The organism is Streptomyces sp. NPDC045026, from assembly GCF_056432625.1.
In genome coordinates this window covers 317,243-342,420 of record NZ_JBWKIS010000003.1, presented here as the reverse complement: position 1 = coordinate 342,420, position 25,178 = coordinate 317,243, and the positions used below count along the sequence as shown (strand labels likewise).

Genomic DNA, 25,178 nt, shown 5'->3' with positions numbered 1-25,178 from the left:
TCGTCATGGACGAGCGTAGTCCGGGGCCGAGAGGGAAATTCGGGCCAATGGGCCGTCGCACTACGGTCCTTCGGCTCTGTCCCCGGGTCTCGTGAACGGTATCACAAACTATTTGATGAGGTCTTTACCTCTACAGTGTGCTCACTGTCACACGTGAGAGGTAATCCGCGCGTCTGAGCAAGGCAGAGGTCAACTTGTCTGGTATTGACGCGCTTTGACCCCGAGCGTCAGCGCGACGAGTCCGCCTTGCGCCGATCCAGGAACCGCGAACGGGGGCCAATGGCCGTTGCCCCGTTGACTCCTGCGGGCATCGGCGTGCGCGCGGGTTCGCTCTCAGGCATCTGTGCGGCCACACCCGTCTCGGCGTCCTCGGCTGTCTCGGCCTCGTCCCGCGCCGTGTACGACGGCGACGCCTCAGTCGCCTCGGCCGCCGCCCGCGCGGCCCGCCTGCGCCGGTAGCGCGGCGGCAGGAAGGCCTCCGCCCAGCGCGGGGCGCGCGGCGTGAAGCGCGGCAGCAGAAGCAGTACGAGACCGAGGAAGCTCAGCGCGACGATCGCCAGGACGATCCACATGGACGTCGAGTGGACGGAGTAGGCGACCGCGCCGAAGGACAGCAGCGCCGCCCAGAAGTACATGATCAGGACCGCGCGACTGTGGGAGTGGCCGATCTCCAGGAGCCGGTGGTGCAGGTGTCCGCGGTCGGCGGCGAACGGCGACTGGCCCTTCCAGGTGCGCCGCACGATCGCGAGGACCAGGTCCGCGAACGGCACCGCGATGATCGTCAGCGGCATCAGCAGCGGGATGAAGACCGGGACCATCGCGTGGGTGGCGTCACGGGTGCCGCCGAAGTTCAGCTTCATCAGACTCGGGTCGACCTGGCCGGTGATGGAGATGGCGCCGGCGGACAGGACGAGGCCGATGAGCATCGATCCGGAGTCGCCCATGAAGATCCGGGCGGGATGCATGTTGTGCGGCAGGAAGCCCAGGCACATGCCGATCAGGATCGCCGCGAACAGCGTCGCGGGGGCGGCCGCCTCGATGCCGTAGCCGTACCAGAGGCGGTACGAGTACAGGAAGAACGCCGACGCGGCGATGCACACCATGCCGGACGCGAGGCCGTCGAGGCCGTCCACGAAGTTGACCGCGTTGATGCTGATCACGACCAGGGCGACGGTGAGGAGCGTGCCCTGCCACTGCGTGAGCGAGACCGTGCCCACACCCGGGATCGGCAGCCACAGGATCGTCAGACCCTGCATGACCATGACGCCGGCGGCGATCATCTGGCCGCCCAGCTTGATCAGGGCGTCGATCTCGAACTTGTCGTCCAGGACGCCGATCAGCCAGATCAGGGCGGCTCCGGAGAGCAGCGCCCGCGGCTCGTTCGACATCTCGAAGACGGGGCTGAGGTTCGTCAGGTGGTCCGCGACGAGGAGACCCGCGCACAGGCCGAAGAACATGGCGATCCCGCCGAGCCGGGGCGTGGGCTCCCGGTGCACGTCGCGGGCGCGGATCTCCGGCATGGCGCCGGCCACGATCGCGAACTTCCGCACCGGGCCGGTCAGCAGGTATGTCACCGCGGCCGTGATGCAGAGCGTCAGCAGGTATTCACGCACGGGCTTCCCCACAGATATCGCTGGCCATCTCAGCCCCACACCCTAGCTTCGCGCGCATGTGGTGAAGGACTGCCGGGTAGCGACGATGGTTGCACGAGTGACGGACCACCCTCGCCCGCCTACCCCTGTCTAGGCCGGATACGGCGGAAATCTTCCGGTGAGATCGCGCACTTCCGCGCGTGCAGTACGCGGATCGGCCTCGTCCCGCAGCACCCCCGCGAAGAGCACCGCGATGCGCGCCATCTCCGGCTCGCCCATGCCCTGCGTGGTGACGGCGGCGGTGCCCAGACGCAGGCCGCGCCCGTCCCCGAAGGGCAGCGCGCACGTGTCGAGGACCATGCCGGCCGAGGCCAGCCGGCCCCGGGCGGTCGGGCCGTCGACGCCCAGCGACGTGGGGTCGGCGGTCAGCAGATGGGTGTCCGTGCCGCCGGTGGTGATCGCGAGGCCCTCGGCGGCGAGCGCGGCCGCGAGCACCCTCGCGTTGGCAACCACCTGATGGGTGTACGCGGCGAAGGCCGGGGTCGCCGCCTCGCCGAACGCGACGGCCTTGGCGGCGATCGTGTGCATCTGGGCGCCGCCCTGTGTGAAGGGGAAGACGGCCCGGTCGATGCGCGCGGCGAGCTCGGCCCCGCACAGGATCATGCCGCCGCGGGGGCCGCGCAGGACCTTGTGCGTGGTGGCGCAGACGACGTCGGCGTACGGCACCGGGTTCGGCGCCGCTCCCCCGGCGACCAGGCCGATGGGGTGCGCGGCGTCGGCGATGAGATAGGCGCCCACGTCGTCGGCGATGTCCCGGAAGGCCGCGTAGTCGATGTGCCGCGGATAGGCGATCGAGCCGCAGACGATCGCCTTGGGGCGGTGTACGCGGGCCAGGGCTCGGACCTGGTCGTGATCGATGAGGCCGGACTCCGGATCGACGCCGTAGGGCACGAAGTCGAACCAGCGGCCCGAGAAGTTCGCGGGCGACCCATGGGTGAGGTGGCCGCCGTACGGGAGCCCCATCGCGAGGACGGTGTCGCCGGGGCGCAGGAGGGCGGCGTACGCGGCGAGGACCGCGGAGGAGCCGGAGTGGGGCTGCACGTTGGCGTGCTCGGCTCCGAAGAGCGCTCTGGCCCGGTCGACGGCGATCTGCTCCGCCACGTCGACGAGCTCGCAGCCGCCGTGGTGGCGGGCGCCGGGGTAGCCCTCGGCGTACTTGTTGGCGAGCGGGGAGCCGAGGGCTGCGAGGACGGCCGGCGACGTGAAGTTCTCGGCGGCGATCAGCTGCAGCGACGTGGCCTGCCGGGCCGCCTCGCCGAGCATGATCTCGGCGATCTCGGGGTCCTGCCGGCGCAGCATGTCGAAGCCGGCGTGCGCGTACGTCGCACCGGCGGTGGCTTGTTCAGTGGTGACCGGCATCTTGGGCTCCGGGCCTCGCGGGGATGACCTCAGAACCAATGTAGGCCCGCACCGCCCGCAGCGCCCGAAACTCAGGCACGAGTGAGTACTTCTGTGGCCGCCGTACTGCGTTCAGCGGCAGGCGGGGACACCCGTGAGGGCCGTCACCACGGGCTCCAGCGCCTCGCTGATCTCCTCGCCGACCGAGCGGAAGAAGGGCAGAGGCGCGCCGTACGGGTCGTACACCTCGTCGGCCTCGACGTTCGGCGCGAGAAGCCACCCGCGTAGAGCCGCCGCGGCACGCACCAGGGCGCGGGCGCGTTCCACCACGCCGCCGGCCGCCCCGTCGAGGGGGTCGGGCAGCGTGGCCGGATCGATCGCCTGGACGAGGCGCGTGAACTCCTTCAGCGTGAAGGTGCGCAGGCCCGCGCTGTGGCCCATGGAGATGACCTGGGCGCGGTGGTCGCGGGTGGCCGTGAGGACCAGGTCCGCGCGGATCACGTGGTCGTCGAGGAGCTCCCGGCCCACGAAGCCGGAGGCGTCCGCCCCGAAGTCCGCGAGGACCGTCTCGGCGTTGGCCTCCATGGGCGCGCCCTCGTGTCCCCAGGTGCCCGCGCTCTCCACGATCAGGCCGCGTACGAGGGGGTCGCCGAGTCTTCCCACCAGGGCATGCCGGGTCAGCCGCTCGGTGATCGGCGAGCGGCACACGTTGCCGGTGCTGACATGGAGGATGCGGAAGGAGTCCTCGTTGCCTATGCCACGCCCCGTCTCAGGGGCTGTCAATTCGCCACCTCGAGGTCGGGTACGACCTTGCGCAGCTCTTCTGCGGTCAGGGCACCCGCGCGCAGGAGCACCGGAACCTTCCCGGTCACGTCGACGATCGAGGACGGGACGATGCCGGGCGTGGGGCCGCCGTCGAGGTAGACGGAGACGGAGTCGCCGAGCATGTCCTGCGCGGCGTCGCAGTCCTCGGGGGCGGGGTGCCCGGTGAGGTTCGCGGAGGACACGGCCATGGGACCGACCTCGGTGAGCAGCTCGATCGCGACCGGGTGCAGGGGCATGCGGACGGCGACGGTGCCACGGGTGTCGCCGAGGTCCCACGCCAGGGACGGCTGGTGCTTGGCGACGAGCGTGAGGGCGCCCGGCCAGAACGCGTCGACGAGTTCCCAGGCCATCTCGGAGAAGTCCGTGACGAGGCCGTGCAGCGTGTTCGGGGAGCCGATGAGGACCGGGGTCGGCATGTTGCGGCCGCGCCCCTTGGCGTCCAGGAGGTCGGCGACCGCCTCGGAGGTGAAGGCGTCGGCGCCGATGCCGTACACGGTGTCCGTGGGCAGCACGACGAGCTCACCGCGGCGGACGGCGGACGCGGCTTCACGCAGACCGGTCGTACGGTCCGACGCGTCGTTGGTGTCGTATCGCCGAGCCATTTAGCGGGCCTCCTCGTACACGAAGTACACGTAGTCCATGCGAGAGATGCGGGAACTGCTGGTGCTGCAGCCGCCGGACCGACCGGTCCTGCCGGGACGGCTGATGCTGCGCTGATTCTTTCGCGTCACGGCATCGCCTTGCGGGCGGTCGCGAAGCGCGGGCGGTTGTTCAGGTCGGGGTGGTCGGCGGCGTCGGCCCAGCCCCGCTCCTCGGTGAAGATCCACGGCACCTGGCCGCCCTGGGTGTCGGCGTGCTCGACGACAACGACGCCTCCGGGCCGGAGCAGGCGGTGCGCGGTGCGCTCGATGCCGCGGATCAGGTCGAGCCCGTCCTCACCGGAGAAGAGCGCGAGCTCAGGATCGTGGTCGCGGGCCTCGGGGGCGACGTACTCCCACTCGGTGAGCGGGATGTACGGCGGGTTGGAGACCACCAGGTCGACCTGCCCGTCGAGCTCGGGGAAGGCCTCCAGGGCGTCTCCCTGGCGCAGGTCGACCCTGGACCCCTCGACGTTCTTGCGCGTCCACCTGAGGGCGTCCTCGGACAGCTCCACGGCGTGCACGCGGGAGCGCGGGACCTCCTGCGCGAGGGCGAGCGCGATGGCTCCCGAACCCGTGCACAGGTCGACGATGAGCGGCTCGACGACATCCATGGCCCGTACGGCGTCTATGGCCCAGCCGACCACGGACTCCGTCTCGGGCCGCGGCACGAACACGCCCGGCCCCACCTGGAGTTCGAGGTAGCGGAAGTAGGCGCGCCCGGTGATGTGCTGGAGCGGCTCGCGGGCCTCGCGGCGCGCGGTGACCTCCCAGTAACGGGCGTCGAAGTCCGCGTCCTTGACGGTGTGCAGCGCACCCCGCTTCACGCCGTGCACGAAGGCGGCGAGCTCCTCCGCGTCGTTGCGCGGCGAGGGCACGCCCGCGTCGGCGAGGCGCTGGGTGGCCTGGGCGACTTCCGCGAGCAGCACGCTGCGGGGGTTTGGGGGTCGCCCCCCAAGATGTTGCTGCACGCTGATCCTCCGGGGCTGAGCTGGTCTTTTTGGCGTGGCTTAGGCGGCGGCGAGCTTGGCGGCCGAGTCGGCGTCGACACAGGCCTGGATCACCGGGTCGAGCTCACCGTCTAGCACCTGGTCCAAGTTGTACGCCTTGAAACCGACGCGGTGGTCCGAGATGCGGTTCTCCGGGAAGTTGTACGTACGGATCTTCTCGGAGCGGTCGACGGTGCGGACCTGGCTGCGGCGGGCGTCCGCGGCCTCGGCCTCGGCCTTCTCCACCGCTGCCGCCAGGAGCCTGGAGCGCAGGATACGCATCGCCTGCTCCTTGTTCTGGAGCTGGCTCTTCTCGTTCTGGCAGGAGGCGACCACTCCGGTGGGCAGGTGCGTGATGCGCACCGCGGAGTCGGTCGTGTTGACGGACTGGCCGCCGGGGCCCGAAGAGCGGTAGACGTCGATGCGGAGGTCGTTCGCGTGGATCTCGACGTCGACGTCCTCGGCCTCGGGCGTCACGAGGACACCGGCCGCGGAGGTGTGGATGCGGCCCTGCGACTCGGTCGACGGCACACGCTGCACGCGGTGCACGCCGCCCTCGTACTTCAGGCGGGCCCAGACGCCCTGGCCGGGCTCGGTCGCGCCGTTGCCGCCCTTGGTCTTCACGGCGACCTGGACGTCCTTGTAGCCGCCCAGCTCGGACTCGGTGGCGTCGATGATCTCGGTCTTCCAGCCGACGCGCTCCGCGTACCGCAGATACATGCGCAGCAGGTCGCCGGCGAAGAGCGCCGACTCGTCGCCGCCCGCGCCCGCCTTGACCTCGAGGATGACGTCCTTGTCGTCGTTGGGGTCCCGGGGGACCAGCAGGAGCCGCAGCTTCTCGGTGATCTCCTCGCGCTGCTTCTCGAGTTCCTTGACCTCGGCGGCGAAGTCCGGGTCGTCCGCGGCGAATTCGCGCGCGGTCTCGATGTCGTCACCGGTCTGCTTCCAGGAGCGGTAGGTGGCGACGATCGGGGTCAGCTCCGCGTAGCGCTTGTTGAGCTTGCGCGCGTTCGCCTGGTCCGCGTGGACCGATGGGTCCGCGAGCTTCGTCTCGAGATCGGCGTGCTCACCGATGAGGTCCTCGACGGCCTCGAACATCTCCGGCTCCTGAAGTGAGGTACAGCGAAAGGGAACGGCCACCGGCCGGCCGGGGAAGACCCCCGGGTCCCCGGCCAACCAAAAAAGCACGCCGGTCCCGGCCCGCCCCGAAGGGCGGCCGTGGACCGGCGCAAGTGGCTCGCTACTTGTTGGCGGCAGCAGCCTTGCCGAAGCGGGCCTCGAAGCGGGCCACGCGGCCACCGGTGTCGAGGATCTTCTGCTTGCCCGTGTAGAACGGGTGGCACTCGGAGCAGACCTCGGCACGGACGGTGCCGCTGGAGATCGTGCTGCGGGTGGTGAACGACGCGCCACAGGTGCAGCTGACCTGCGTCTCGACGTACTCGGGGTGAATGTCGCGCTTCAAGGTGTCTCCTATGATCTCGGAGGGCTCCGGGTCGCTTCCGCGGATTGCGGGGGCGTGAACCGGGGCCGACGTACCAGTCTGCCAGGACTGGCCGTATCCCCCAAAACCGGGGTCGGGGCGCAACTATTCCCGAAGGGTCACCGAGAAGTGGTGTCCGGCGTCTAGTGACTGGTGACGACGGAGCCCGCGGCGCCCTTGTCACCGGCGGAGTCCTTGATCGCGGAGGCCGGAACGGGCTGGTCCGTCTTCAGGGCCGCCCAGACCTTCACGCCCGCCTTCTCCAGCGGGAGTACGCGGTTGGGGTCGGCGGGGTCGTACTGGACGGGGAGCGTCACCATCTTCATGTCGCCGGCGCCGATGCCCTTGAGGCCGCCCGCGAAACCGGCCAGCTCCTTGACCGAGTTGAGCTCGGAGTCGGTGGTGACGGCGCTGGTGGCGGTGTCCGCGAGGTCGTAGAGCTTCTTGGGACTGGTGAAGACGCCGACGTCCTTGATCTGGTTGATCAGCGCCTTCATGAAGGCCTGCTGGAGCTGTATTCGGCCCAGGTCGCTGCCGTCGCCGACGGCGTGCCGGGTGCGGACGAGGCCGAGCGCCTGCTCGCCGGTGAGCGTGTGCTTGCCGGCCGCCAGGTGCAGATGGCTCTTGTCGTCGTTGATCGCCTGCTGGGTGGTGATGTCGACGCCGCCGAGGGTGTTGATGAGCTTCTTGAAGCCCGAGAAGTCGACCTCGACGTAGTGGTCCATGCGGATCCCGGACATCTTCTCGACCGTCTTGACGGCGCAGGCCGGGCCACCGACCTCGTACGCAGTGTTGAACATCTGCTGGCCGCCGCCCGCGACCGTGTTGCCGGCGCTGTCGGTGCAGGTCGGGCGGGTGACGAGGGTGTCGCGCGGTATGGAGACCACGCTGGCCTTCTTGTGGCCCTTGTACACGTGGACGACCATCGCGGTGTCGGAGCGGGCGCCACCGCCGTCCTTGCCGTACTTGGCGTTCGCGCCGGAGCGCGAGTCCGAGCCGAGGACCAGGATGTCCATCGAGCCGTTGTCGACGTTCGCGGGGCGGTCGGTGCCGAGCGCGGCGTTGATGTCGACGCCCTTGATGTTCCCGTTGAGCTTGAAGTACAGAAAGCCGGCGCCCGCGCCCGCCACGACGACGAGTCCGGCCGCGGTGCAGGCCGTGATGACGAGGGCCTTGCTGCGCTTGGCGCGCGGCTTGCGCCGCCGGCCGCCGCCTCCGCCGCCGCGGGTGGGGCGGCTCGGATCGGTGGTCGCGGGGCTGCTCTCGTCGGGCATGTGCTCCTCAGTCCTCAGCTGCTCGGTTGGCCGGTTACCCCCTGGTTGCAGGGTCAGGCGGGATCGGACGCGTCTTCGTCCGTCTCTTTCTCTTCGTCCGCCTCTTGCGCGGGACGTGGAAACCGGGAAGAAGGGTTGCACAACGCGCTGTGCCCGCCGCGGAGCTCGCGGCGGGCACAGAGAGTGCTGACGACAGCCGGTCACCCGGCTCTCACCTGCGGGTTTATCCGAATACGTTGTACTGCGTGTAGCCGGTCCCGATCTTGATGCGTGTGGCAAAGATCTCCGAGGAGGCGGTCCCCGTGCCCGGGTACAGGTAGAGCGTGCCGCCGGGCGTGCGCGCCACGTAGTCGGCCTTGCCGTCGCCGGTCACGTCGCCCGGCGCCGCGAACGCGTTGTACCCGTCCCAGGTGCGCACCTGCACGCCGGCCTCGAAGGGCGCGGACGCCTTGCCGGTGCCCTTGAGGAGGTACAGCTTGCCGCCGCTGCCGCGGGCGATCAGGTCGCTCCTGCCGTCGCCGGTGAAGTCGCCCTTGCCGCGCAGGGAGTTGAAGACCTGGTAGCCGCTGCCGACGGTGGTCCGGGTGCCGTACGTCCCGTCGCCCTTGCCGGGGTACAGGTAGAGCGTGCCGCCGGAGGTCGCCGACAGGAGGTCGGGGTAGCGGTCGCCGGTCACGTCACCGGGCGCCACGACGAACTTCCGCGTCGCCCAGTCGCTCGCGATCTTCGTGTCCGTGTACGTCGAGCTCGACGCGGACCGGTGACGCCAGTAGACGGCCCCGTCGGACCTGCGGCGGATGATGAAGTCCTGGTACCCGTCGCGGTTCATGTCGGCCTGGAGGACCAGGTTGTACGCGCTCCAGGACCCGGTCAGCGTCTTGCGCGTGGCGAACCCGCTGCCCGTGGACTCCTTGACGTACCCCTTGCCGCCGGAGGACGCCCGGACGAAGAGGTCGGCCTTGCCGTTGCGGCTGATGTCGGTGTCGTCGATGCGCGGACGGACCTTGGACTGGTACGTGGAGACCTTGGTGAACGCCTCGTACGTGCCGGAGACGTTGCAGACCTGCTTGCCCTGGCTGATGCCCCACGAGACGATGCCGACGACCTTGTCGCCCACGACGAGCGGGCCGCCCGAGTCTCCCGGGCACGTGGTCTTCCCGGTGCTGTCGTCGCCGGTGCCGAGCTGTCCGGCGCAGATCATCTTCCCGGCCTGGAAGTACGGGTCGAGGTTCTGGGTGCAGGCGTCGTCGGAGTTCAGCGGCAGGGTGACCTTCTGCAGCTGGGACGCGATGTCGGCGGTGTCCTCGTTCGAGCTGGTGAGGCCCCAGCCGTACACGGTGGCGTTCGTGCCGGCGGCGTACAGCGCGCTGTCGTCCGCTCCGGCCAGCTCCAGCGTGGTCTGGGCGACCGGCTTGGCGAGGGTGAGCAGGGCGACGTCGTTCGTGATGGCGTCGGGGTCGTAACCGTCACGCACCCAGCTGCGGGTGACGTCGATGTACGTGGCGCCGTTGCCGGCGACGGTGACGCTCTTGCTGGTGCCTACGGCGACTTCGCCGTACTTGCCCCAGTCCTGCCGGTTGCCGTTCTCGTCGTGCAGGCAGTGCGCGGCGGTGAGCACCTTGTTGGGCGCGACCAGGGTGCCGCCGCAGACGAAGTAGGAGCCGCCGGCGGGGTCGTTGTAGACGAGCTGCACCATCCAGGAGGCGGCGCTTCCCGTGCCGCCGATGATGCGGGGCGTGACGGTCCTGTCGCCGCTCGGTGACGGGGACGACGCCGCCGGCTCGGCGGTCTTCGCGCCGGGCGGCGGCTGCACGACCCGGCCGGTGTCGGACTCCCCCGCGTACGAGGTGACGGCGAACGCGCCCGCGCCGATCAGCGCGAGCCCGGCCGCGGCGGCCGGCAGCACCTTGCCGAGTCTTCGACGGTGCCGGCCGGAGCCGGATACAGATATGTCCACGCAAGTCCCCCAGGGAGCGATGAGTTGAACGTTGGATGAAGAGCGCGATCGTACAACCCGCCCCGGAGCACACAAAGGGCCGCCCCCGTCACGGATGTGACGGGGGCGGCCCTTGAGCGGTGCTACCGCTGAGCGAAGCTCTTAGTCGTTGCCGTTGCCCGGCGTCGGCGTCGTCTTCGCGATCTGCATCAGGAACTCGGCGTTCGACTTCGTCTGCTTCATCTTGTCGAGAAGCAGCTCGATGGCCTGCTGCGAGTCGAGCGCGTGCAGCACCCGGCGCAGCTTCCAGACGATCGCCAGCTCTTCCGCGTTGAGCAGGATCTCTTCCTTACGGGTGGAGGACGCGTCGACGTCCACCGCCGGGAAGATGCGCTTGTCGGAGAGCTTGCGGTCGAGCTTGAGCTCCATGTTGCCGGTGCCCTTGAACTCCTCGAAGATCACCTCGTCCATGCGCGAGCCGGTGTCGACCAGCGCGGTGGCGAGAATGGTCAGCGAGCCGCCGTCCTCGATGTTGCGCGCCGCACCGAAGAAGCGCTTCGGCGGGTAGAGCGCGGTCGAGTCGACACCACCGGACAGGATGCGGCCGGAGGCCGGCGCCGCCAGGTTGTAGGCACGGCCCAGACGCGTGATCGAGTCGAGCAGGACGACCACGTCGTGACCGAGCTCCACGAGGCGCTTGGCGCGCTCGATGGCGAGCTCGGCGACCGTGGTGTGGTCCTCGGCCGGGCGGTCGAAGGTCGAGGAGATGACCTCGCCCTTGACCGACCGCTGCATGTCGGTGACCTCTTCCGGACGCTCGTCGACCAGGACGACCATCAGGTGGCACTCGGGGCTGTTGACGGTGATCGCATTGGCGACCGCCTGCAGGATCATGGTCTTGCCGGTCTTCGGCGGGGCCACGATCAGGCCTCGCTGGCCCTTACCGATCGGCGACACGAGGTCGATGATGCGGGTGGTCAGAATGCCCGGGTCGGTCTCCAGACGGAGGCGGTCCTGCGGGTAGAGCGGCGTCAGCTTGTTGAACTCCGGCCGCCCGCGCCCGGATTCGGCCGCCATGCCGTTCGCCGAGTCGAGGCGGACCAGCGCGTTGAACTTCTCGCGGCGCTCGCCGTCCTTGGGCTGGCGGACCGCGCCGGTGACGTGGTCACCCTTGCGCAGGCCGTTCTTGCGGACCTGGGCGAGGGACACGTACACGTCGTTCGGGCCGGGCAGGTAGCCCGAGGTCCGGATGAACGCGTAGTTGTCGAGGATGTCCAGGATGCCCGCGACGGGGATCAGGACGTCGTCCTCGGAGACCTGCGGCTCGTTGCCGAAGCCGACCTCGTCGCGGCCACGACGGCCACGGCGGTCGCGGTAGCGGCCACGGCGGCCGCGGCGGCCACCCTCGTCGTCGAAGTCGTCCTGCGGACCGTTGTCCCGCTGACGGTCCTGGCGTCCGCCGCCCTGCGGCTGACGGTTTCCGCCCTGCTCCTTGCCCTGCTCGTCGCCCTTGCCACGGCGGTCGCCGCGGTCACGGCCGCCGCGCTCACCGCGGTCGCCACCACGGTCACCGCGGTCACCGCGGTCACCGCGGTCACGACGGTCACGACGCTCGCGCCGGCCCTCGGCGCCACCGTCACCGGCGTCGCCCTTGGCCTCGCCCTGGGCGTCGGTGCGGGTCTCGGTCTTCGCCTCGGCGGTGACGGTCTCGGGGCTGCCGGCCTCCGAGGTGGCACGGCGGCGACGACGCTCGCCGCCCTTGTCGTCGCTCGCCGGCTGACCGGGGATGTCGATCTGCTGAGCGGCGGCCTTCGCGGCCTTCGCGTCCTCGGCCTTGGTGGCCTTCGCCGGGGCCTCGGTGCCGTTCGCCACGGCCTCGTCACCGGTGCGCGCCTTGGAGGTGGCGCGGCGCTTCGGCTTGGTCTCGTTGGTGTCGGCGCTCTTCGCGGGAGCGCCTCCCCCGGCCTGCGCCTCCTTGATGACCTCGATCAACTGGCTCTTGCGCATACGCGCGGTGCCCCTGATGCCGAGGCCCGATGCGACCTGCTGAAGCTCGGCCAGCACCATGCCGTCGAGGCCGGTACCGCGGCGCCGACGGGAGCCCGAAGCACCGGCGGCAGGCGCAGCAGAGGCATCCGCAGCGGCGGAGGGCGCGGCAGCGGAGCTGTCGGCGTTCACGCCCATCAGATCGGTGGTGTCGCTCACGAAGGGTCCTTCCCTGGAGCGGACGTCGGCCTGTCTGGCTCGGCGACCGGTTGTGCTGTCCGGCGGTGGTCCTGTCCGTATGGACCGTGCCGGGGCGGTGGTCCGCCAACGCGGCGGAAGAATTCATTGGTGACGGCGAGTCCCGAAGCCGCGGGTTTCACTGGAATGTCTGTGTCACCCGGCTCGATCACACCGGTTCCGGAGCATGCTCGAAACAGCTCAGTGCACGGCACAGAGCAATTTGCGGGGCTCCTGGAAGAATGGTTGTCCCGGAGGGGGACACACAGCACCTCGCCATGGTGGGGTCGGGTGCAGACTTGAGGTTAACACTACCGGATCCAACAAATATTCCCCCTCTCGAATTCCGGCAACCGTGTGTCAGTGGGCAAGCGGCAGCACGCTCGCTCCGTCGACATCGAGGTCGAGGCGGTTCGCCGCCCAACCCTCACCGGCCAGCCGGGCGACCTTGTCGGCCGCCTCCTTCTCCACAAGGGCGAGGACCGTGGGGCCCGCCCCTGAGATCACCGCGGGAACGCCGTCGGCCCGCAGCCGCTCCACGAGTGCGACGCTCTCCGGCATCGCGGGAGCCCGGTACTCCTGGTGGAGCCGGTCCTCGGTGGCGGGCAGCAGCAGCTCGGGGCGCCTGGTCAGGGCCTCTACGAGCAGGGCCGCTCGGCCCGCGTTCGCCGCGGCGTCCACATGCGGGACGCTGCGCGGCAGGAGACCGCGTGCGGTCTCGGTGAGTACCGGCTTTCCCGGTACGAAAACCACCGGAACGATGGAACCCGCGGGGTCCATCCTGATCGCGCGGGCCGCGCCGCCGTCCATCCAGGAGAGCGTGAAGCCGCCGAGCAGGCAGGCCGCGACGTTGTCCGGGTGCCCCTCGATCTCGGTCGCGAGCTCGAGCAGGGCCGCGTCGTCGAGCCGGGCGTCGCCGCCTATGGTCACGGCGCGCGCGGCGACGATGCCGGCGCAGATGGCGGCGGACGAGGAGCCGAGGCCGCGGCCGTGCGGGATCCGGTTGGCGCAGACGACCTCGAGGCCGCGCGGCTGTCCGCCGAGCAGGTCGAAGGCCGTACGCAGGGAACGTACGAGCAGATGGGACTCGTCGCGCGGGAGGGTGTCGGAACCCTCACCTGCGATGTCGATGTTCAGGCCGGAGTCGGCGACCCGGACGACCACGTCGTCGTAGAGACCCAGCGACAGGCCGAAGGCATCGAAGCCCGGGCCGAGGTTGGCGCTGGAGGCGGGGACGCGCACCCTGACGGCGGCGGCGCGGAAGGCGGGACCGGCCATCGCTCGATGACACTCCTTGAGCTGCGGTTCTTGCGTGATGAACGAGGTGACTGCGGTAGAGATCCGATGATTGCTGCCCGTGTGGGAACCCGAAGGCCGCGAAGGCTACGACAACGCCTGCGGCACCGCGGCATGTGCATGTGCGGCGGGGTGGGTTCGGTACAGCCTATCGAAGGAAGGTTCTGTGGCGACATAGGGCGCACAGGAGGCGCACGATGCGTGTCGCAAGCCCCCTGTGCACCCCCTGTGTGGAGTTGACCGGCCCTGTCCGGTTACGCCAGGCCGAGGCGCTCGGCCGCCGTGGCCGCGTCGACCGGGACGGTGACGGGCTGCGGGGCGCCGGCGACGGCCCAGTCGGGGTCCTTGAGGCCGTTGCCCGTGACGGTGCAGACGATCTTCTGCCCCTTGTCGACCTTGCCCTGCTCGGCGGCCTTGAGGAGACCGGCGACGGAGGCGGCCGAGGCGGGCTCCACGAAGACACCCTCCTGGGACGCCAACAGCTTGTAGGCGCGCAGGATTTCACGGTCCGTCACTTCGTCGATGAAGCCGCCGGACTCGTCACGGGCGGCCAGCGCGAAGTCCCAGGACGCGGGGTTGCCGATGCGAATCGCGGTGGCGATCGTCGACGGGTCCTTGACGATCTCGCCGCGCACGATGGGCGCGGAACCGGAGGCCTGGAAGCCCCACATGCGCGGGGTGTGCGTGGCGATGCCGTCCGCCGCGTACTCCTTGTAGCCCTTCCAGTAGGCCGTGATGTTGCCGGCGTTGCCGACGGGAAGGACGTGGATGTCGGGCGCGTCGCCGAGCGCGTCGACGATCTCGAACGAGGCGGTCTTCTGGCCCTCGATACGGAACGGATTGACCGAATTGACCAGCGCCACCGGGTAGTTCTCGGAGAGGGAGCGGGCCAGGTTCAGGCAGTCGTCGAAGTTGCCGTCGACCTGGAGGATCTTCGAGCCGTAGACCAGCGCCTGGCCCATCTTGCCGAGCGCGATCTTGCCCTGCGGGACGAGTACGGCGCAGACCATGCCCGCGCGCACGGCGTAGGCCGCGGCGGAGGCGGAGGTGTTGCCGGTGGAGGCGCAGATGACGGCCTGCGCGCCCTCCTCCTTGGCCTTCGTGATCGCCATCGTCATGCCGCGGTCCTTGAAGGACCCGGTCGGGTTGGCTCCCTCGACCTTGAGGTGGACCTCGCAGCCCGTGCGCTCGGAGAGCACCTGGGCGGGCACGAGCGGCGTGCCGCCCTCGCGCAGCGTGACGACCGGCGTGGTGTCGGACACCGGAAGCCGGTCGCGGTACTCCTCGATGATTCCGCGCCACTGGTGGGTCATTGCTCGTTACTCCCCTTCAACACGCATGATGCTGGCGACACCACGCACGGTGTCGAGCTTGCGCAGCGCGTCGACGGTCCCGGTGAGGGCCGCGTCCGCCGCACGGTGGGTGACCACGACGAGGGAGGCCTCGCCGTCCTTGCCCGATTGGCGCACCGTGTCAATGGATACGCCGTGCTCGGCGAAGACCGTCGCGACCTGGGCGAGGACGCCCGGCTTGTCGGCCACGTCGAGGCTGATGTGGTAGCGCGTCACGACCTCGCCCATGGGCGAGACGGGCAGCTGGGTGTAGGCGGAGTCACCGGGTCCGGTGGCCTCGCCGAGTTTGTTGCGGCACACGGCCACGAGGTCGCCGAGGACGGCCGAAGCGGTGGGCGCGCCGCCGGCTCCGGGCCCGTAGAACATGAGCTGGCCGGCGGCCTCGGCCTCGACGAACACGGCGTTGTAAGCGCCGCGCACGGAGGCGAGGGGGTGGTCGAGCGGGATCATCGCGGGGTGCACGCGCGCGGTGACGGACCCGCCGTGCGCCGCCCGCTCACAGATGGCGAGCAGCTTGATGGTGCAGCCCATCTCCTTCGCGGAAGCGAAGTCGGCGGCGGTCACCTCGGTCATGCCCTCGCGGTACACGTCGTCGAGACGTACGCGGGTGTGGAAGGAGATCCCGGCGAGGATGGCGGCCTTGGCGGCGGCGTCGAAGCCCTCGACGTCGGCGGTGGGGTCGGCCTCGGCGTAACCGAGCGCGGTGGCCTCGTCGAGGGCCTCCTGGTAGCCGGCGCCCGTCGAGTCCATCTTGTCGAGGATGAAGTTCGTGGTGCCGTTGACGATGCCCATCACACGGTTGATCTTGTCGCCGGCGAGGGACTCCCGCAGCGGCCTGATCAGCGGGATCGCACCGGCGACGGCGGCCTCGTAGTAGAGGTCCCTGCCGTGCTCCTCGGCGGCGGCGTGCAGCGCGGCGCCGTCCTGGGCGATGAGCGCCTTGTTGGCGGAGACGACGGAGGCGCCGTGCTCGAACGCCGTCATGATGAGGCCCCGGGCCGGCTCGATGCCTCCGATGACCTCGACGACGACGTCGATGTCGCCCCGTTTGACCAGCGCGGTCGCGTCCGTCGTCACGAGCGAGGGGTCGATGCCCTCGCGCACCTTCGACGGGCGCCGGACGGCGACCCCGGCCAGTTCCACGGGGGCGCCGATCCGGGCCGCGAGGTCGTCGGCGTGCGTCGTCATGATGCGCGCCACCTCTGAGCCGACTACCCCACAGCCAAGGAGCGCCACCTTCAGCGGACGCGTACGCATCATCGACCTACGCCTTTCATTGAACCCAGCTCAGAGAGCTCAGCCTGCTTGATACTGCTTCAGTGGACCAGTCTCACCCACCGGACCGGGGTTTCTGCCCCCGGTCCGAATCCTGAGACGTGTATTTCATTTATCCGACGTCGAGACGCAGGAGATCTTCCTCCGTCTCACGCCTGACGATCACCCGCGCCTCGCCGTCGCGCACGGCGACGACGGGCGGGCGAAGTGCGTGGTTGTAGTTGCTGGCCATGGACCGGCAGTACGCGCCGGTCGCCGGCACGGCGATCAGGTCACCGGGCGCGAGGTCGGCGGGCAGGAAGGCGTCCTTGACCACGATGTCGCCACTCTCACAGTGCTTGCCCACCACGCGGACGAGCATCGGCTCGGCGTCGGACCTCCGCGAGACGAGGGCGACCGTGTATTCGGCGTCATAGAGGGCGGTGCGGATGTTGTCCGACATGCCGCCGTCCACGGACACGTACGTACGGAGGGTTTCGAGCGGCTTGATGGTGCCGACCTCGTAGAGCGTGAAGGCGGTCGGGCCGACGATGGCGCGGCCGGGCTCGACGGAGATGCGCGGCGTGCGCAGACCGGCGGCCTCGCACTCGCGCGTCACGATCTCGCCGAGCGCCTTGGCGATCTCGTGCGGCTCGCGCGGGTCGTCATCGGAGGTGTACGCGATGCCGAGCCCGCCACCGAGGTCGATCTCGGGCAGCTCGACACCGTGCTCGTCGCGCACCTCGGCCAGCAGCGACACGACGCGCCGCGCGGCGACCTCGAAGCCCGCCATGTCGAAGATCTGCGAACCGATGTGGCTGTGGATTCCGATGAGCTCGAGACCGTCGAGCTTGAGCGCCCGCCGTACGGCCTCGGCGGCCTGCCCACCGGCGAGCGCGATCCCGAACTTCTGGTCCTCGTGCGCGGTGGCGATGAACTCGTGGGTGTGGGCCTCGACGCCGACCGTCACGCGGATCTGCACGGGCTGGCGCTTGCCGAGCCGCTCGGCGATGTGTGCCACCCGCACGATCTCCTGGAACGAGTCGAGCACGATCCGCCCGACCCCGACCTCGACGGCCCGCTCGATCTCTTCCTCGGACTTGTTGTTGCCGTGGAAGGCGATACGGGCCGGGGGCATCCCGGCGGACAGGGCCGTGGCGAGCTCGCCGCCGGAGCAGACGTCCAGGTTGAGGCCCTCCTCATGCAGCCAGCGCACGACGGCGCGGGAGAGGAAGGCCTTCCCGGCGTAGAAGACGTCGGCGTCGGCGCCGAACGCGTCGCGCCAGGCGCGGCAGCGGGCCCGGAAGTCGTCCTCGTCGAGGAAGTAGGCCGGGGTGCCGAACTCCTCGGCGAGCCGGGCCACTTCGATGCCGCCGACGCGCACCGTGCCGTCGCCCTCACGGGTGACGGTCCGCGACCACACCTTGGGGTCGAGGGCGTTGAGATCGGCGGGCGGAGCGGCGTAGTGCCCCTCGGTCAGGACATCGGCGTGGCGGGGCCCGGCGGGGTGTGCGGAACGGCTCATGACTGTCTTCTGCGCTCTCTCAGAGATGTTCGGGTGCGTCGATACCGAGCAGGGACAGGCCGCCGGCGAGCACCGCCCCGGCGGCTTCGGCAAGCGCGAGCCGGGCACGGTGGGCGGCCGAGGGTTTCTCCTCCCCCTGCGGCAGCACGGTGTGCTGAAACCCGAGCAACGCGTCGGCGACCACCACGAGGTGCCGGGCGAGCCGGTCGGGGGCGTGGTGGGTGGCGGCGAGGGTGAGGGTTCGGGGGTGGGCGGACAGGGCGGCGTGGAGGGGGGCCGCGGCGTTCGCCTGGGCGGAGCCGGCGTCCCCCGAGCCGGTCGCCTTGCCGTTGTCGCGTACGTCGCCGGGTTCGGCGGCGAAGCCGAGGGCGGCGGCGTTGCGGGTGAGGGCGCGGGTGCGGGCGTAGGCGTAGCGGACGCGGAAGAGGGGGTTGCCCTCGCGCTGGGCGAGATGTTCGTCGCCGATACGGGGCCGGTCGTGCGCGGCGGGCAGGAGCAGGGCCCAGCGGGACGCGTCGCGGCCGAGGGCGGCGGGGTCACAGGGAGCGGGCACGGGCCGCAGATTCACGACGTGCGCGGCACCCGGCTCGGGCGGCTCACCATGGACGACGCGGGCCTCGGCGCCCTGCGTGGCGAGGATGCGGCCGAGCGACTCGGCGACGACCTCGGCCCTGACCTCGTAAGGAATATGGATCTCGAACCGCTGACCTGCGAGAACATCCCCGCACCCATACCGGCCACCCTGGGCGAGGATCTCGCGGACGAGGACTGCGGGGTCGTCGTCGGCGAGGGTGAGGTTGAGGAATCCGGGGCCGGTGACCTCGACGCCGGCGATGCCGGGACTGTCGGCGAGGCGCCGCGAAAGGAGCTCGGCGACGTGCCGGGGCGGGCGCCCGGCGGGCCCGGCCAGTTGCAGCGCGACGTTCGTGGAGTAATCCCCGCATCCGCCGGGCCGCGGCCGCTCGACCACGACGCGTTCCGGCACGACCACGCTCAGCTCACCATCGTCGACCGCGCGGCGCACGGCGCGCAGGACGGTACGGGAGAGCTCGACGGGGGTCACGGGACAAGCGTATGGGAGGAGGGGGGTGGGTGAGCGACCCGGTTTACGGGACGGTCCGCCATACGGACACGCTCCACTCCCCCGTACCGGTCAGCCCCAGCTACGCCCGGCGCGCTCGGCCTCTTCGGCACCGCGACCGCCCTCGCGCCCGCGCTCACTCAACTGCCGTACGACCTGGACGAGTTCACCGGGCTCGAAGGGCTTTTCCAGGAAGGCGTCGACTCCGACGTCGAGTCCGGTGTCAACCTCGTGATGGGTGCAGGCACTGACGATCACGATCGGGACACTCCGCGTATGGGTGTCGGAGCGCAGCCGCGCGGCGGTACGCAGACCGTCGAGCCGGGGCATCACGACGTCCAGGGTGATCACATCAGGCCGAACCTGATGCACCACATCCAGACACTCGGCACCATCAGCCGCGGTCACGACCTCGAAGCCCTCCAGCTCGAGATTGACCCTGATCAGCTGCCGAATCACCTTGTTGTCGTCCACAACAAGCACTCGGCCGGACGCGCCTGGCACAACTCGAGAGTAGGACCGCAAGCGCCACCGCGTCCGGGTTTTCCCCACTTCCGCCCCGTACAGGGGACTACCACCCTCCCGCGACCCCACACACAGCCCTCCCAGGACGCCACCTCAGCAGCGAAATAACCGTTCATGGGGACCCCGAAGGAGCTGGTAGGGTTCTACCCGTCGCCACGCCAGCCGCGGTGAACGCGCCCCCGTAGCTCAGGGGATAGAGCAACGGCCTCCGGAGCCGTGTGCGCAGGTTCGAATCCTGCCGGGGGCACCTTGTATTGGGTGCCCAAAGACCCCGCCATCAGTGCTTTTGCTGAGGACGGGGTCTTCGCGTATCTGCGGGCGTGTGCAGTCGTATGCCGCTCTGAGCGGCTCCATGTCGGGGTCTGTGGACTATTCGTGGATAGGATCTTGGTGGCATCGCCCCAGGTCAGCCCCCGAGAATCCGAGGGACTCCCAGGAACGGCGAAGGCCCCCGGACGGATCCAGGGGCCACGCTCGCGCGTTGGGGCTCAGGCTCGTATCTCTCGTAGCAAGGCGCCGGTGTCGTCACACAGTTCCAGGGTGAACCGCAGGCCGAAGCGGCTGAGCAGGCCGGCGAGGTCGTCGAGGCGCTGGGGGTCGATGACTCCGTTGAGCAGGACCTCTCGCTCCTCGATCGGGTCCAGCTCGGCTTGTCCCCAGCTGGTCTCCACCTCGTAGCCGTGCCAGGACGACGAGCGCGACGACCAGCCGGCGCGGACGAAGGCGGCGGCAACGGGCGCGGCGTCTCGGCAGCCTTGTACAACGCCACAGACGTTGTTGTTCACGTCGAGCCACTGAGGATCCAGGTTCTGGCCGTCATCGGATATGTCCACGGTCGGAGTATGAGACACCACAGCTATCGGCCTCACTCGTACACCCGAAGCAGATCTTCAATGCGCCGATTGGCGACTTCCTGCCTGCCCCGTTCCGTCCCGCCGTCGACCCGGGCAGGGCCGAGCGGGCGTGGGGCGACGGCAGGCAGGGTGGGAGCTGGGGTGAGTGGTGGTTTGATGCAGTAGTGGCGCCTGCGCGTCGATCGGGCTACTGAAGTGCCGCTTTGTCGAATAAGGCCGAAAGACGCCCTGTTTGAATGATGTACCGGGCACTCACACTCAAAAAATGGCGGTTCTCCACAGTGTCAGCCAGCCTGAGTGCCTGTTGTGCTCCTCGCACGGGCCCGACGTTCGTGAGCGGAGACGGATCATTCGCCTGTCAGCCGAACTCTGCGACAGGTGCTGGAACAAGGTCGCCAACGAGCATGCCCTGAGCGAGGGCGCTACAGCAGCACCCGAGCCCGAGTTCGACCCGGATCACGTGCAATGGATCGAGCCTCGTGCGTGCCGGCATTGCGATGCGCTGGTGCGTTGCTACCCGACCACCTATGACCGTTGGGTTGAACTGGCCACGTTCGAGCTGCCGGCGGAGGAGGTCTCTCCCCTGCACCGTTGGCGTTTGAGGCATCCGAAGGCGACGAATACGCCAATTGCTGTGACGACAGTGGCCATCAGGATCGGCGCCATCGATCCCACACCCGGGGAGCCCGTCATCCCCGCTCACGAATTCGTGTGTCTGAGAGATGAAGGACGAGAGGCCCGACCGCTTTTCGCCGGCTAGGGCTCTCAACCGGCTTGGCAGGTATGGGATTTGAAACCACAGTGACTCGCGCCGCGACGGTTTTCAAGGTTTCTCTCTCAGGGGTTACCGCGCCGATGGCGACTGGCCGATGGAGACTGATGGAGACTCCACCGACATCAGGCAGCCCTCAGCGCGCTCCGAGCGGCCATGCCATGTGGACCTGCTCGAGTCTCCGACGATGGGCATCGACCCAGTCGTCGGGCAGGCGCACCAGAACGCGGACCGAGGTGAGGGAGACTGAGGCGTCTCTTACCTCGACCTCTACGGCGTTGAGGGTCTCGCCCTGAGAGATGTAGGGGCCCTTCAACTCAATCCGGATCTCCGGGTTGCGCCCGTCATCCATCCAGCTGACCGGTCGGCCGGCCGCAAGCAGGTCCAGCGCCTCAGCCCAGTCGTCCAGATCGTCGGGGAGCAGATACACCTCTGCGAGGCGACCGTTCGCGAACTCACTGGCCGCCACGATCTCGGCGATGAGGCAGCCGCCCTCAGGGAGGCCGGCACTCGTCGCCCCCACCACTCGAACGATCACGCTGTTCTCTTTGTCGGCAAGGCGGATGAGCTCCACTGGCCCGTGCTCGGTCATGCCCCTGTCCCTTCGGCCACACAGATACGCCGACTCATGATGCATGCTGCCCTGAATCTCCATCCTGCGTCCCCGGGCAGCACGTGCCCTTGCGGGCTTGATCGGACGCGTAATTGGACGGGGCATTGGACGGGTCCGTGGTCGGAGTATTCGGAGTATGAGGCAGCGCTTCAATCGTCGTCACTCGTCGCGTACCTGGATTACCGCGTGCGTTCCCTTTGTTCGCCAGTTTTGGGGTTCCGCAGCGTTCAGTGTGCGCTCCGTTTGTGCGTCCAGGCCCACTACGACGTCTGACTTGAGGGTGCGTAGGGCTGCTACGGGGGACGGGAAGTAGGACGTGCGGGTGAGGAATGGGGTCGTGGGGGGCCAGAGTTGGTCGCCCACCAGGCGGCGGTAGTTCAGGTCGCCCTTCAGGATCGTCAGTGTGGCCGTGTCGAAGGACTTCTTCAGGTCCTCCGGCATTGCGGCGTACGGCAGAGGGGCGCAGGAGAACGGATGCGTGCGGAGCTGCAGGTGGCCTGTTGATGTCGCTTGCCATAGGCGTTCGCCCGCATCGCCTGCCTCGCCCGGGGCTTGCTTCAGGTGGCGCAGGGCGTCGATGACGTCCGTAGGGGTCGCGTCGGAGACGTAGTACGGGTGCGGCTTCACCTGGAGGACCACTTGTTCCGCGTGTGCGTGACGGAGGAAGTGGTCGATGAGGAGGAGGTCGGGGACCAGTTCGCGGCCCGCGTTGTCCGCCACCACGTGGACGGTGCTCCCGGCCCCGGGCGGCAGGAGCGACCAGAGGCGCTCCGAGTCGTCCACCAAGAGGGGAGTCGTGGGGGTGTCGGGGGCGGTCGATGTCAGTCGGAAGCCGAGGTCTGCTCTGTTGCCCCACACGGAGCCGTGGAGCAGGGCCCGGCCTTGGGTTTCCGTCGGTTCCTGCGCGAGGTGGTCCAGGGCCGTCAGTTCCGCCTGCGCCTCCGGGCTCCGTAGCTCCGCCTGCTTGAAGGGGCGGAACGGGTCGATGCCCTGCCACGGTCCGGCGGTGTCGAAGTAGCCGACCGCGTCCAGCAGTCTGCGGTAGAAGTAGCTCTCCGCCCACAGGAAGGGCGCGTCGAACCATGACCCGCCCACGTGCTCGCCACTCCCCCACTCCTCCCACTGTTCGCGGTCGCGGGCGCCGGCCGGGAGCGGTTCCATCACGCCGGCCGGATCCGTGCTCTCCCTCAGGAGCGCGTCCAGCGCCCGCTGCCGCTCCGGGTCGTACGGGAACGCGTCCCGCACCCGCTGGATGAGCGCCGGGTGGCGCTCGCGCAGCACGCTGTACGGAAATGATCCGGGGATATTGCTCCGGATGACGTCGTCAGCGTCGTCAAAGTTGTCCATGGCTGCGTCGTCAAAGTTGTCCATGGCTGATTGATCCTCCGGTCGTCGGGCCGAGCAGCATCGTCACCAGTCTTTCCGTCTGCTCCCCCGGGTCCCGCGCCGTGTCCCCCCACGTCGTCATCAAAAGGTGGTGGACCGTCCCGACCAGCGCCAGCGCCAGCGCCGTCGTGTCCGTGGCCGGGGAAAGACGGCCCCGTTCCACCTCCGCGTCCAAATACGCCGCGATCGACTCCTGGATCGCGTCGAAGCCAGGGGCGCCCGCCTTCAGGGCCTCGCGGATACGCTGCGACGCCGCCGGAGTCGAGACCGCCAGGCCCGCCGTCGTGGCGTTCAGGGACGTCAGGAGCGCGTAACCGATCGTCTTCAGGTTGGCCGCCACCGTGGACTCGCCCGCGCGCGCCGGAAGGTCCTCCGCCAGGCCCGCCGTACGGGCGAGGCGGGCCAGGACGAGTTCCGCGACGAGTTCGCCCAGGCCCGCGAAGTGCTTGTGCAGGAGGCCCTTCGCGCAGACGGCCTCGGTGGTGACCGCCCTGCTCGTCAGGCCGGACGGGCCCTCCCGCGCCAGGATCCGCTCCGCCGCGTCGAAAAGCCGCTCTCTTACGTCGGAGATCGCTACTCCACGCGGGGACATGCTGCTGCTTCTTCCTCTTCGCATCAGGTGCACAGTCGGGTCCGGCCATGGGCCGGCCCAGCCATCGGCCGGCCCGGCCAAGCCGAGCCCGTTCAATGCCCTTGCTGTCAGTTTGGGCGCGCGCCCATACTTGGTTTGGGCGGACGCCCATTCTAGGTCGCCCGTCGGCCGGTCCGCCACCACGAGGGGATTTCGTCATGCCGCACATCGTGAACGACGATCAGTCCCAGGCCTGGAACGGGTACGAAGGCGAGCACTGGGCCCGCAACCAGGACCGCTGGGACGCCGTGAACGGAGGGTTCGACCAGCCCCTCCTCGACGCCGCAGCCGTCCGCGCCGGTGAGCGCGTCCTCGACGTCGGCTGCGGCGCCGGGGCCACCACCCGTCTCGCCGCCCGGCAGGCGGGCCCGGACGGGCGGGCGCTGGGTGTCGATCTGTCCGGGCCCATGCTGGCGCGGGCCGAGGAGGCCGCCCGGCAGGAGGGGGCGGTCGGTGCCGGGTTCGAGCAGGGCGACGCCCAGGTCCACCCCTTCCCCGCCGGGGGCTTCGACGTCGCCATCAGCCGGTTCGGGGTGATGTTCTTCGCCGACCCCGTCGCCGCCTTCGCCAACGTCCGGCGCGCCCTCCGGCCGGGCGGGAGACTGGCGTTCATCTGCGCCGCCGAGCCCGGGGGCAACGACTGGCTCCGGGCCATCGCAGAACTGCGCGGCATCCTGCCGGTCGGCGACTTCGGGGCTCCGGGCGAGCGGGACACGTCGCGCGGCCCGGGGATGTTCTCCCTGGCCGACCCGGACGCCACGCGCGGCGTGCTGTCCGACGCCGGGTTCGCGGGCGTCGAGGTGCGGCGCGTGGAGACGTACGGGCTGTGGGGGCGAGACGCCGGTGACGCCGCCACGTTCCTGCTCGGCTCCGGGCCCGGCCGGCACCTGACCGAACAAGTCGACGGCGAGACACGGGAGTTGGCGCACCGCACGCTCACGAACACCCTGCACGCGTACGAGCACGCCGACGACGGGGATGCGGGCGGGAACAGAGGGGTGCGGATGAAGAGCGTCGGATTCCTCGTCACCGCATTCAGTCCGGAAGGGGCTGCCCGCACCCTGGCCAAGGCCTCACCTAAAGTGTGAAGATCCTGTGTCTACGCAGGAGTTCATCATCTGGGGGGCCTCATGGCACTGTTCGGAAACGCTCACACCGTCGACCCCGCCGGCGCGCAGCAGGAGTACGCCAAGCTGTTCGGTCAGGGCGAGCAGGTGCAGGCCGCGTACCTGCTCATCCGCGACACCATCCTCTTCACCGACCGGCGCCTGATCTTCGTCGACAAGCAGGGAATCACCGGCAAGAAGGTGGAGTACCACTCCATCCCCTACCGGAGCATCACGCACTTCGCCGTCGAGACCGCCGGGCACTTCGACCTCGACGGTGAGCTCAAGATCTGGATCTCCGGCACGGCGGCGCCCGTCCAGAAGACGTTCAGCAAGGGCGTCGACATCTACGAGGTGCAGGCGATCCTGACGCAGTTCGTGGCCCGGTAGGCACACAGCGGCGGCCTGGCGGCGGCACGTTCGTGCGT

General features: G+C 69.5%; 23 protein-coding genes and 1 tRNA gene. 4 read left to right on the top strand and 20 right to left on the bottom strand.

The window, feature by feature from the left end; all coding sequences use genetic code 11:
- Nucleotides 1-227: 227 nt before the first annotated feature.
- The 16 genes from AC07EJ_RS08955 to AC07EJ_RS08880 form a co-directional block, all read right to left on the bottom strand.
- Entirely contained in the window at nt 228-1,613 is a 1,386-nt protein-coding gene (locus AC07EJ_RS08955) for an MraY family glycosyltransferase (RefSeq protein ID WP_389478191.1), read from the bottom strand.
- A 129-nt stretch (nt 1,614-1,742) separates the two neighbouring features.
- Entirely contained in the window at nt 1,743-3,011 is a 1,269-nt protein-coding gene (locus AC07EJ_RS08950; RefSeq protein WP_393584819.1) for a serine hydroxymethyltransferase, read from the bottom strand.
- A gap of 111 nt (nt 3,012-3,122) precedes the next feature.
- The gene (locus tag AC07EJ_RS08945; RefSeq protein WP_389478189.1) at nt 3,123-3,773 is read right to left on the bottom strand and encodes an arsenate reductase/protein-tyrosine-phosphatase family protein; all 651 of its coding nucleotides are present in this window, start codon (nt 3,771-3,773) and stop codon (nt 3,123-3,125) included.
- A complete protein-coding gene (locus AC07EJ_RS08940) occupies nt 3,770-4,417 on the bottom strand; it encodes an L-threonylcarbamoyladenylate synthase (protein ID WP_389478188.1) in 648 nt (215 codons plus the stop codon). The genes AC07EJ_RS08945 and AC07EJ_RS08940 overlap by 4 nt, the downstream gene beginning before the upstream one ends.
- A gap of 125 nt (nt 4,418-4,542) precedes the next feature.
- On the bottom strand, nt 4,543-5,382 hold the full coding sequence (gene prmC, locus AC07EJ_RS08935; protein ID WP_362908227.1) for a peptide chain release factor N(5)-glutamine methyltransferase: 840 nt from the start codon (nt 5,380-5,382) through the stop codon (nt 4,543-4,545).
- Nucleotides 5,383-5,463: 81 nt separating this feature from the next.
- Entirely contained in the window at nt 5,464-6,540 is a 1,077-nt protein-coding gene (gene prfA / locus AC07EJ_RS08930; RefSeq protein ID WP_389478186.1) for a peptide chain release factor 1, read from the bottom strand.
- Nucleotides 6,541-6,682: 142 nt separating this feature from the next.
- Nucleotides 6,683-6,904 carry a 50S ribosomal protein L31 gene (gene rpmE, locus AC07EJ_RS08925; RefSeq protein ID WP_100595864.1) on the bottom strand — a complete coding sequence of 74 codons (222 nt, stop codon included), beginning with the start codon at nt 6,902-6,904 and terminating at the stop codon, nt 6,683-6,685.
- Nucleotides 6,905-7,065: 161 nt separating this feature from the next.
- Nucleotides 7,066-8,196 carry an LCP family protein gene (locus AC07EJ_RS08920; RefSeq protein WP_389478184.1) on the bottom strand — a complete coding sequence of 377 codons (1,131 nt, stop codon included), beginning with the start codon at nt 8,194-8,196 and terminating at the stop codon, nt 7,066-7,068.
- A 223-nt stretch (nt 8,197-8,419) separates the two neighbouring features.
- Entirely contained in the window at nt 8,420-10,153 is a 1,734-nt protein-coding gene (locus tag AC07EJ_RS08915; protein ID WP_393584815.1) for a trypsin-like serine protease, read from the bottom strand.
- A 141-nt stretch (nt 10,154-10,294) separates the two neighbouring features.
- A complete protein-coding gene (rho, locus tag AC07EJ_RS08910) occupies nt 10,295-12,337 on the bottom strand; it encodes a transcription termination factor Rho (protein ID WP_478883990.1) in 2,043 nt (680 codons plus the stop codon).
- A 378-nt stretch (nt 12,338-12,715) separates the two neighbouring features.
- The gene (gene thrB / locus AC07EJ_RS08905; protein ID WP_389478180.1) at nt 12,716-13,633 is read right to left on the bottom strand and encodes a homoserine kinase; all 918 of its coding nucleotides are present in this window, start codon (nt 13,631-13,633) and stop codon (nt 12,716-12,718) included.
- Between the two features lie 272 nt (nt 13,634-13,905).
- Nucleotides 13,906-14,964 carry a threonine synthase gene (thrC, locus tag AC07EJ_RS08900; protein WP_384676333.1) on the bottom strand — a complete coding sequence of 353 codons (1,059 nt, stop codon included), beginning with the start codon at nt 14,962-14,964 and terminating at the stop codon, nt 13,906-13,908.
- 6 nt (nt 14,965-14,970) lie between these two features.
- The gene (locus AC07EJ_RS08895; protein WP_389478386.1) at nt 14,971-16,260 is read right to left on the bottom strand and encodes a homoserine dehydrogenase; all 1,290 of its coding nucleotides are present in this window, start codon (nt 16,258-16,260) and stop codon (nt 14,971-14,973) included.
- Nucleotides 16,261-16,390: 130 nt separating this feature from the next.
- Nucleotides 16,391-17,782, bottom strand: a complete 1,392-nt coding sequence (gene lysA / locus AC07EJ_RS08890; protein ID WP_389478177.1) for a diaminopimelate decarboxylase — start codon at nt 17,780-17,782, stop codon at nt 16,391-16,393.
- A 19-nt stretch (nt 17,783-17,801) separates the two neighbouring features.
- The gene (gene nrtL / locus AC07EJ_RS08885; protein WP_389478175.1) at nt 17,802-18,845 is read right to left on the bottom strand and encodes an ArgS-related anticodon-binding protein NrtL; all 1,044 of its coding nucleotides are present in this window, start codon (nt 18,843-18,845) and stop codon (nt 17,802-17,804) included.
- A gap of 90 nt (nt 18,846-18,935) precedes the next feature.
- On the bottom strand, nt 18,936-19,472 hold the full coding sequence (locus AC07EJ_RS08880; protein ID WP_389478385.1) for a response regulator: 537 nt from the start codon (nt 19,470-19,472) through the stop codon (nt 18,936-18,938).
- Between the two features lie 91 nt (nt 19,473-19,563).
- Between AC07EJ_RS08880 and AC07EJ_RS08875 the strand changes: the two genes are divergently transcribed.
- Nucleotides 19,564-19,635 (top strand) — tRNA-Arg (locus tag AC07EJ_RS08875).
- A gap of 241 nt (nt 19,636-19,876) precedes the next feature.
- Here AC07EJ_RS08875 and AC07EJ_RS08870 read toward each other — a convergent pair.
- Nucleotides 19,877-20,221 carry a hypothetical protein gene (locus tag AC07EJ_RS08870; RefSeq protein ID WP_389478173.1) on the bottom strand — a complete coding sequence of 115 codons (345 nt, stop codon included), beginning with the start codon at nt 20,219-20,221 and terminating at the stop codon, nt 19,877-19,879.
- A 286-nt stretch (nt 20,222-20,507) separates the two neighbouring features.
- Here AC07EJ_RS08870 and AC07EJ_RS08865 point away from each other — a divergent pair, with 286 nt between their 5' ends.
- Nucleotides 20,508-21,002 (top strand): DUF6083 domain-containing protein, encoded by a 495-nt coding sequence (locus AC07EJ_RS08865; RefSeq protein ID WP_389478171.1) that lies wholly within the window; start codon nt 20,508-20,510, stop codon nt 21,000-21,002.
- 148 nt (nt 21,003-21,150) lie between these two features.
- On the opposite strand, the gene AC07EJ_RS08860 is transcribed toward AC07EJ_RS08865, so the two are convergent.
- The 3 genes from AC07EJ_RS08860 to AC07EJ_RS08850 form a co-directional block, all read right to left on the bottom strand.
- A complete protein-coding gene (locus AC07EJ_RS08860; protein ID WP_389478170.1) occupies nt 21,151-21,606 on the bottom strand; it encodes a DUF5959 family protein in 456 nt (151 codons plus the stop codon).
- Between the two features lie 180 nt (nt 21,607-21,786).
- Nucleotides 21,787-22,998, bottom strand: coding sequence for a damage-control phosphatase ARMT1 family protein (locus tag AC07EJ_RS08855; protein ID WP_478883989.1), 1,212 nt, complete (start codon nt 22,996-22,998; stop codon nt 21,787-21,789).
- Nucleotides 22,985-23,605: a TetR/AcrR family transcriptional regulator gene (locus AC07EJ_RS08850; RefSeq protein ID WP_478883988.1), complete on the bottom strand. Its 621-nt coding sequence runs from the start codon at nt 23,603-23,605 to the stop codon at nt 22,985-22,987. The genes AC07EJ_RS08855 and AC07EJ_RS08850 overlap by 14 nt, the downstream gene beginning before the upstream one ends.
- Before the next feature lie 197 nt (nt 23,606-23,802).
- Between AC07EJ_RS08850 and AC07EJ_RS08845 the strand changes: the two genes are divergently transcribed.
- A complete protein-coding gene (locus AC07EJ_RS08845) occupies nt 23,803-24,732 on the top strand; it encodes a class I SAM-dependent methyltransferase (protein WP_478883987.1) in 930 nt (309 codons plus the stop codon).
- Nucleotides 24,733-24,774: 42 nt separating this feature from the next.
- Entirely contained in the window at nt 24,775-25,140 is a 366-nt protein-coding gene (locus AC07EJ_RS08840) for a PH domain-containing protein (protein ID WP_383095526.1), read from the top strand.
- Nucleotides 25,141-25,178 lie beyond the last annotated feature (38 nt).

Bases quoted from the DNA above. Each gene is read 5' to 3' on its own strand.
- AC07EJ_RS08950 (WP_393584819.1), bottom strand. From the start codon at position 3,011: ATGCCGGTCACCACTGAACAAGCCACCGCCGGTGCGACGTACGCGCAC.
- AC07EJ_RS08940 (WP_389478188.1), bottom strand. From the start codon at position 4,417: ATGGCTCGGCGATACGACACCAACGACGCGTCGGACCGTACGACCGGT.
- prfA (WP_389478186.1), bottom strand. From the start codon at position 6,540: ATGTTCGAGGCCGTCGAGGACCTCATCGGTGAGCACGCCGATCTCGAG.
- AC07EJ_RS08920 (WP_389478184.1), bottom strand. From the start codon at position 8,196: ATGCCCGACGAGAGCAGCCCCGCGACCACCGATCCGAGCCGCCCCACC.
- thrB (WP_389478180.1), bottom strand. From the start codon at position 13,633: ATGGCCGGTCCCGCCTTCCGCGCCGCCGCCGTCAGGGTGCGCGTCCCC.
- thrC (WP_384676333.1), bottom strand. From the start codon at position 14,964: ATGACCCACCAGTGGCGCGGAATCATCGAGGAGTACCGCGACCGGCTT.
- AC07EJ_RS08895 (WP_389478386.1), bottom strand. From the start codon at position 16,260: ATGCGTACGCGTCCGCTGAAGGTGGCGCTCCTTGGCTGTGGGGTAGTC.
- lysA (WP_389478177.1), bottom strand. From the start codon at position 17,782: ATGAGCCGTTCCGCACACCCCGCCGGGCCCCGCCACGCCGATGTCCTG.
- AC07EJ_RS08865 (WP_389478171.1), top strand. From the start codon at position 20,508: ATGGCGGTTCTCCACAGTGTCAGCCAGCCTGAGTGCCTGTTGTGCTCC.
- AC07EJ_RS08860 (WP_389478170.1), bottom strand. From the start codon at position 21,606: ATGACCGAGCACGGGCCAGTGGAGCTCATCCGCCTTGCCGACAAAGAG.
- AC07EJ_RS08855 (WP_478883989.1), bottom strand. From the start codon at position 22,998: ATGGACAACTTTGACGACGCAGCCATGGACAACTTTGACGACGCTGAC.
- AC07EJ_RS08850 (WP_478883988.1), bottom strand. From the start codon at position 23,605: ATGTCCCCGCGTGGAGTAGCGATCTCCGACGTAAGAGAGCGGCTTTTC.
- AC07EJ_RS08845 (WP_478883987.1), top strand. From the start codon at position 23,803: ATGCCGCACATCGTGAACGACGATCAGTCCCAGGCCTGGAACGGGTAC.
- AC07EJ_RS08840 (WP_383095526.1), top strand. From the start codon at position 24,775: ATGGCACTGTTCGGAAACGCTCACACCGTCGACCCCGCCGGCGCGCAG.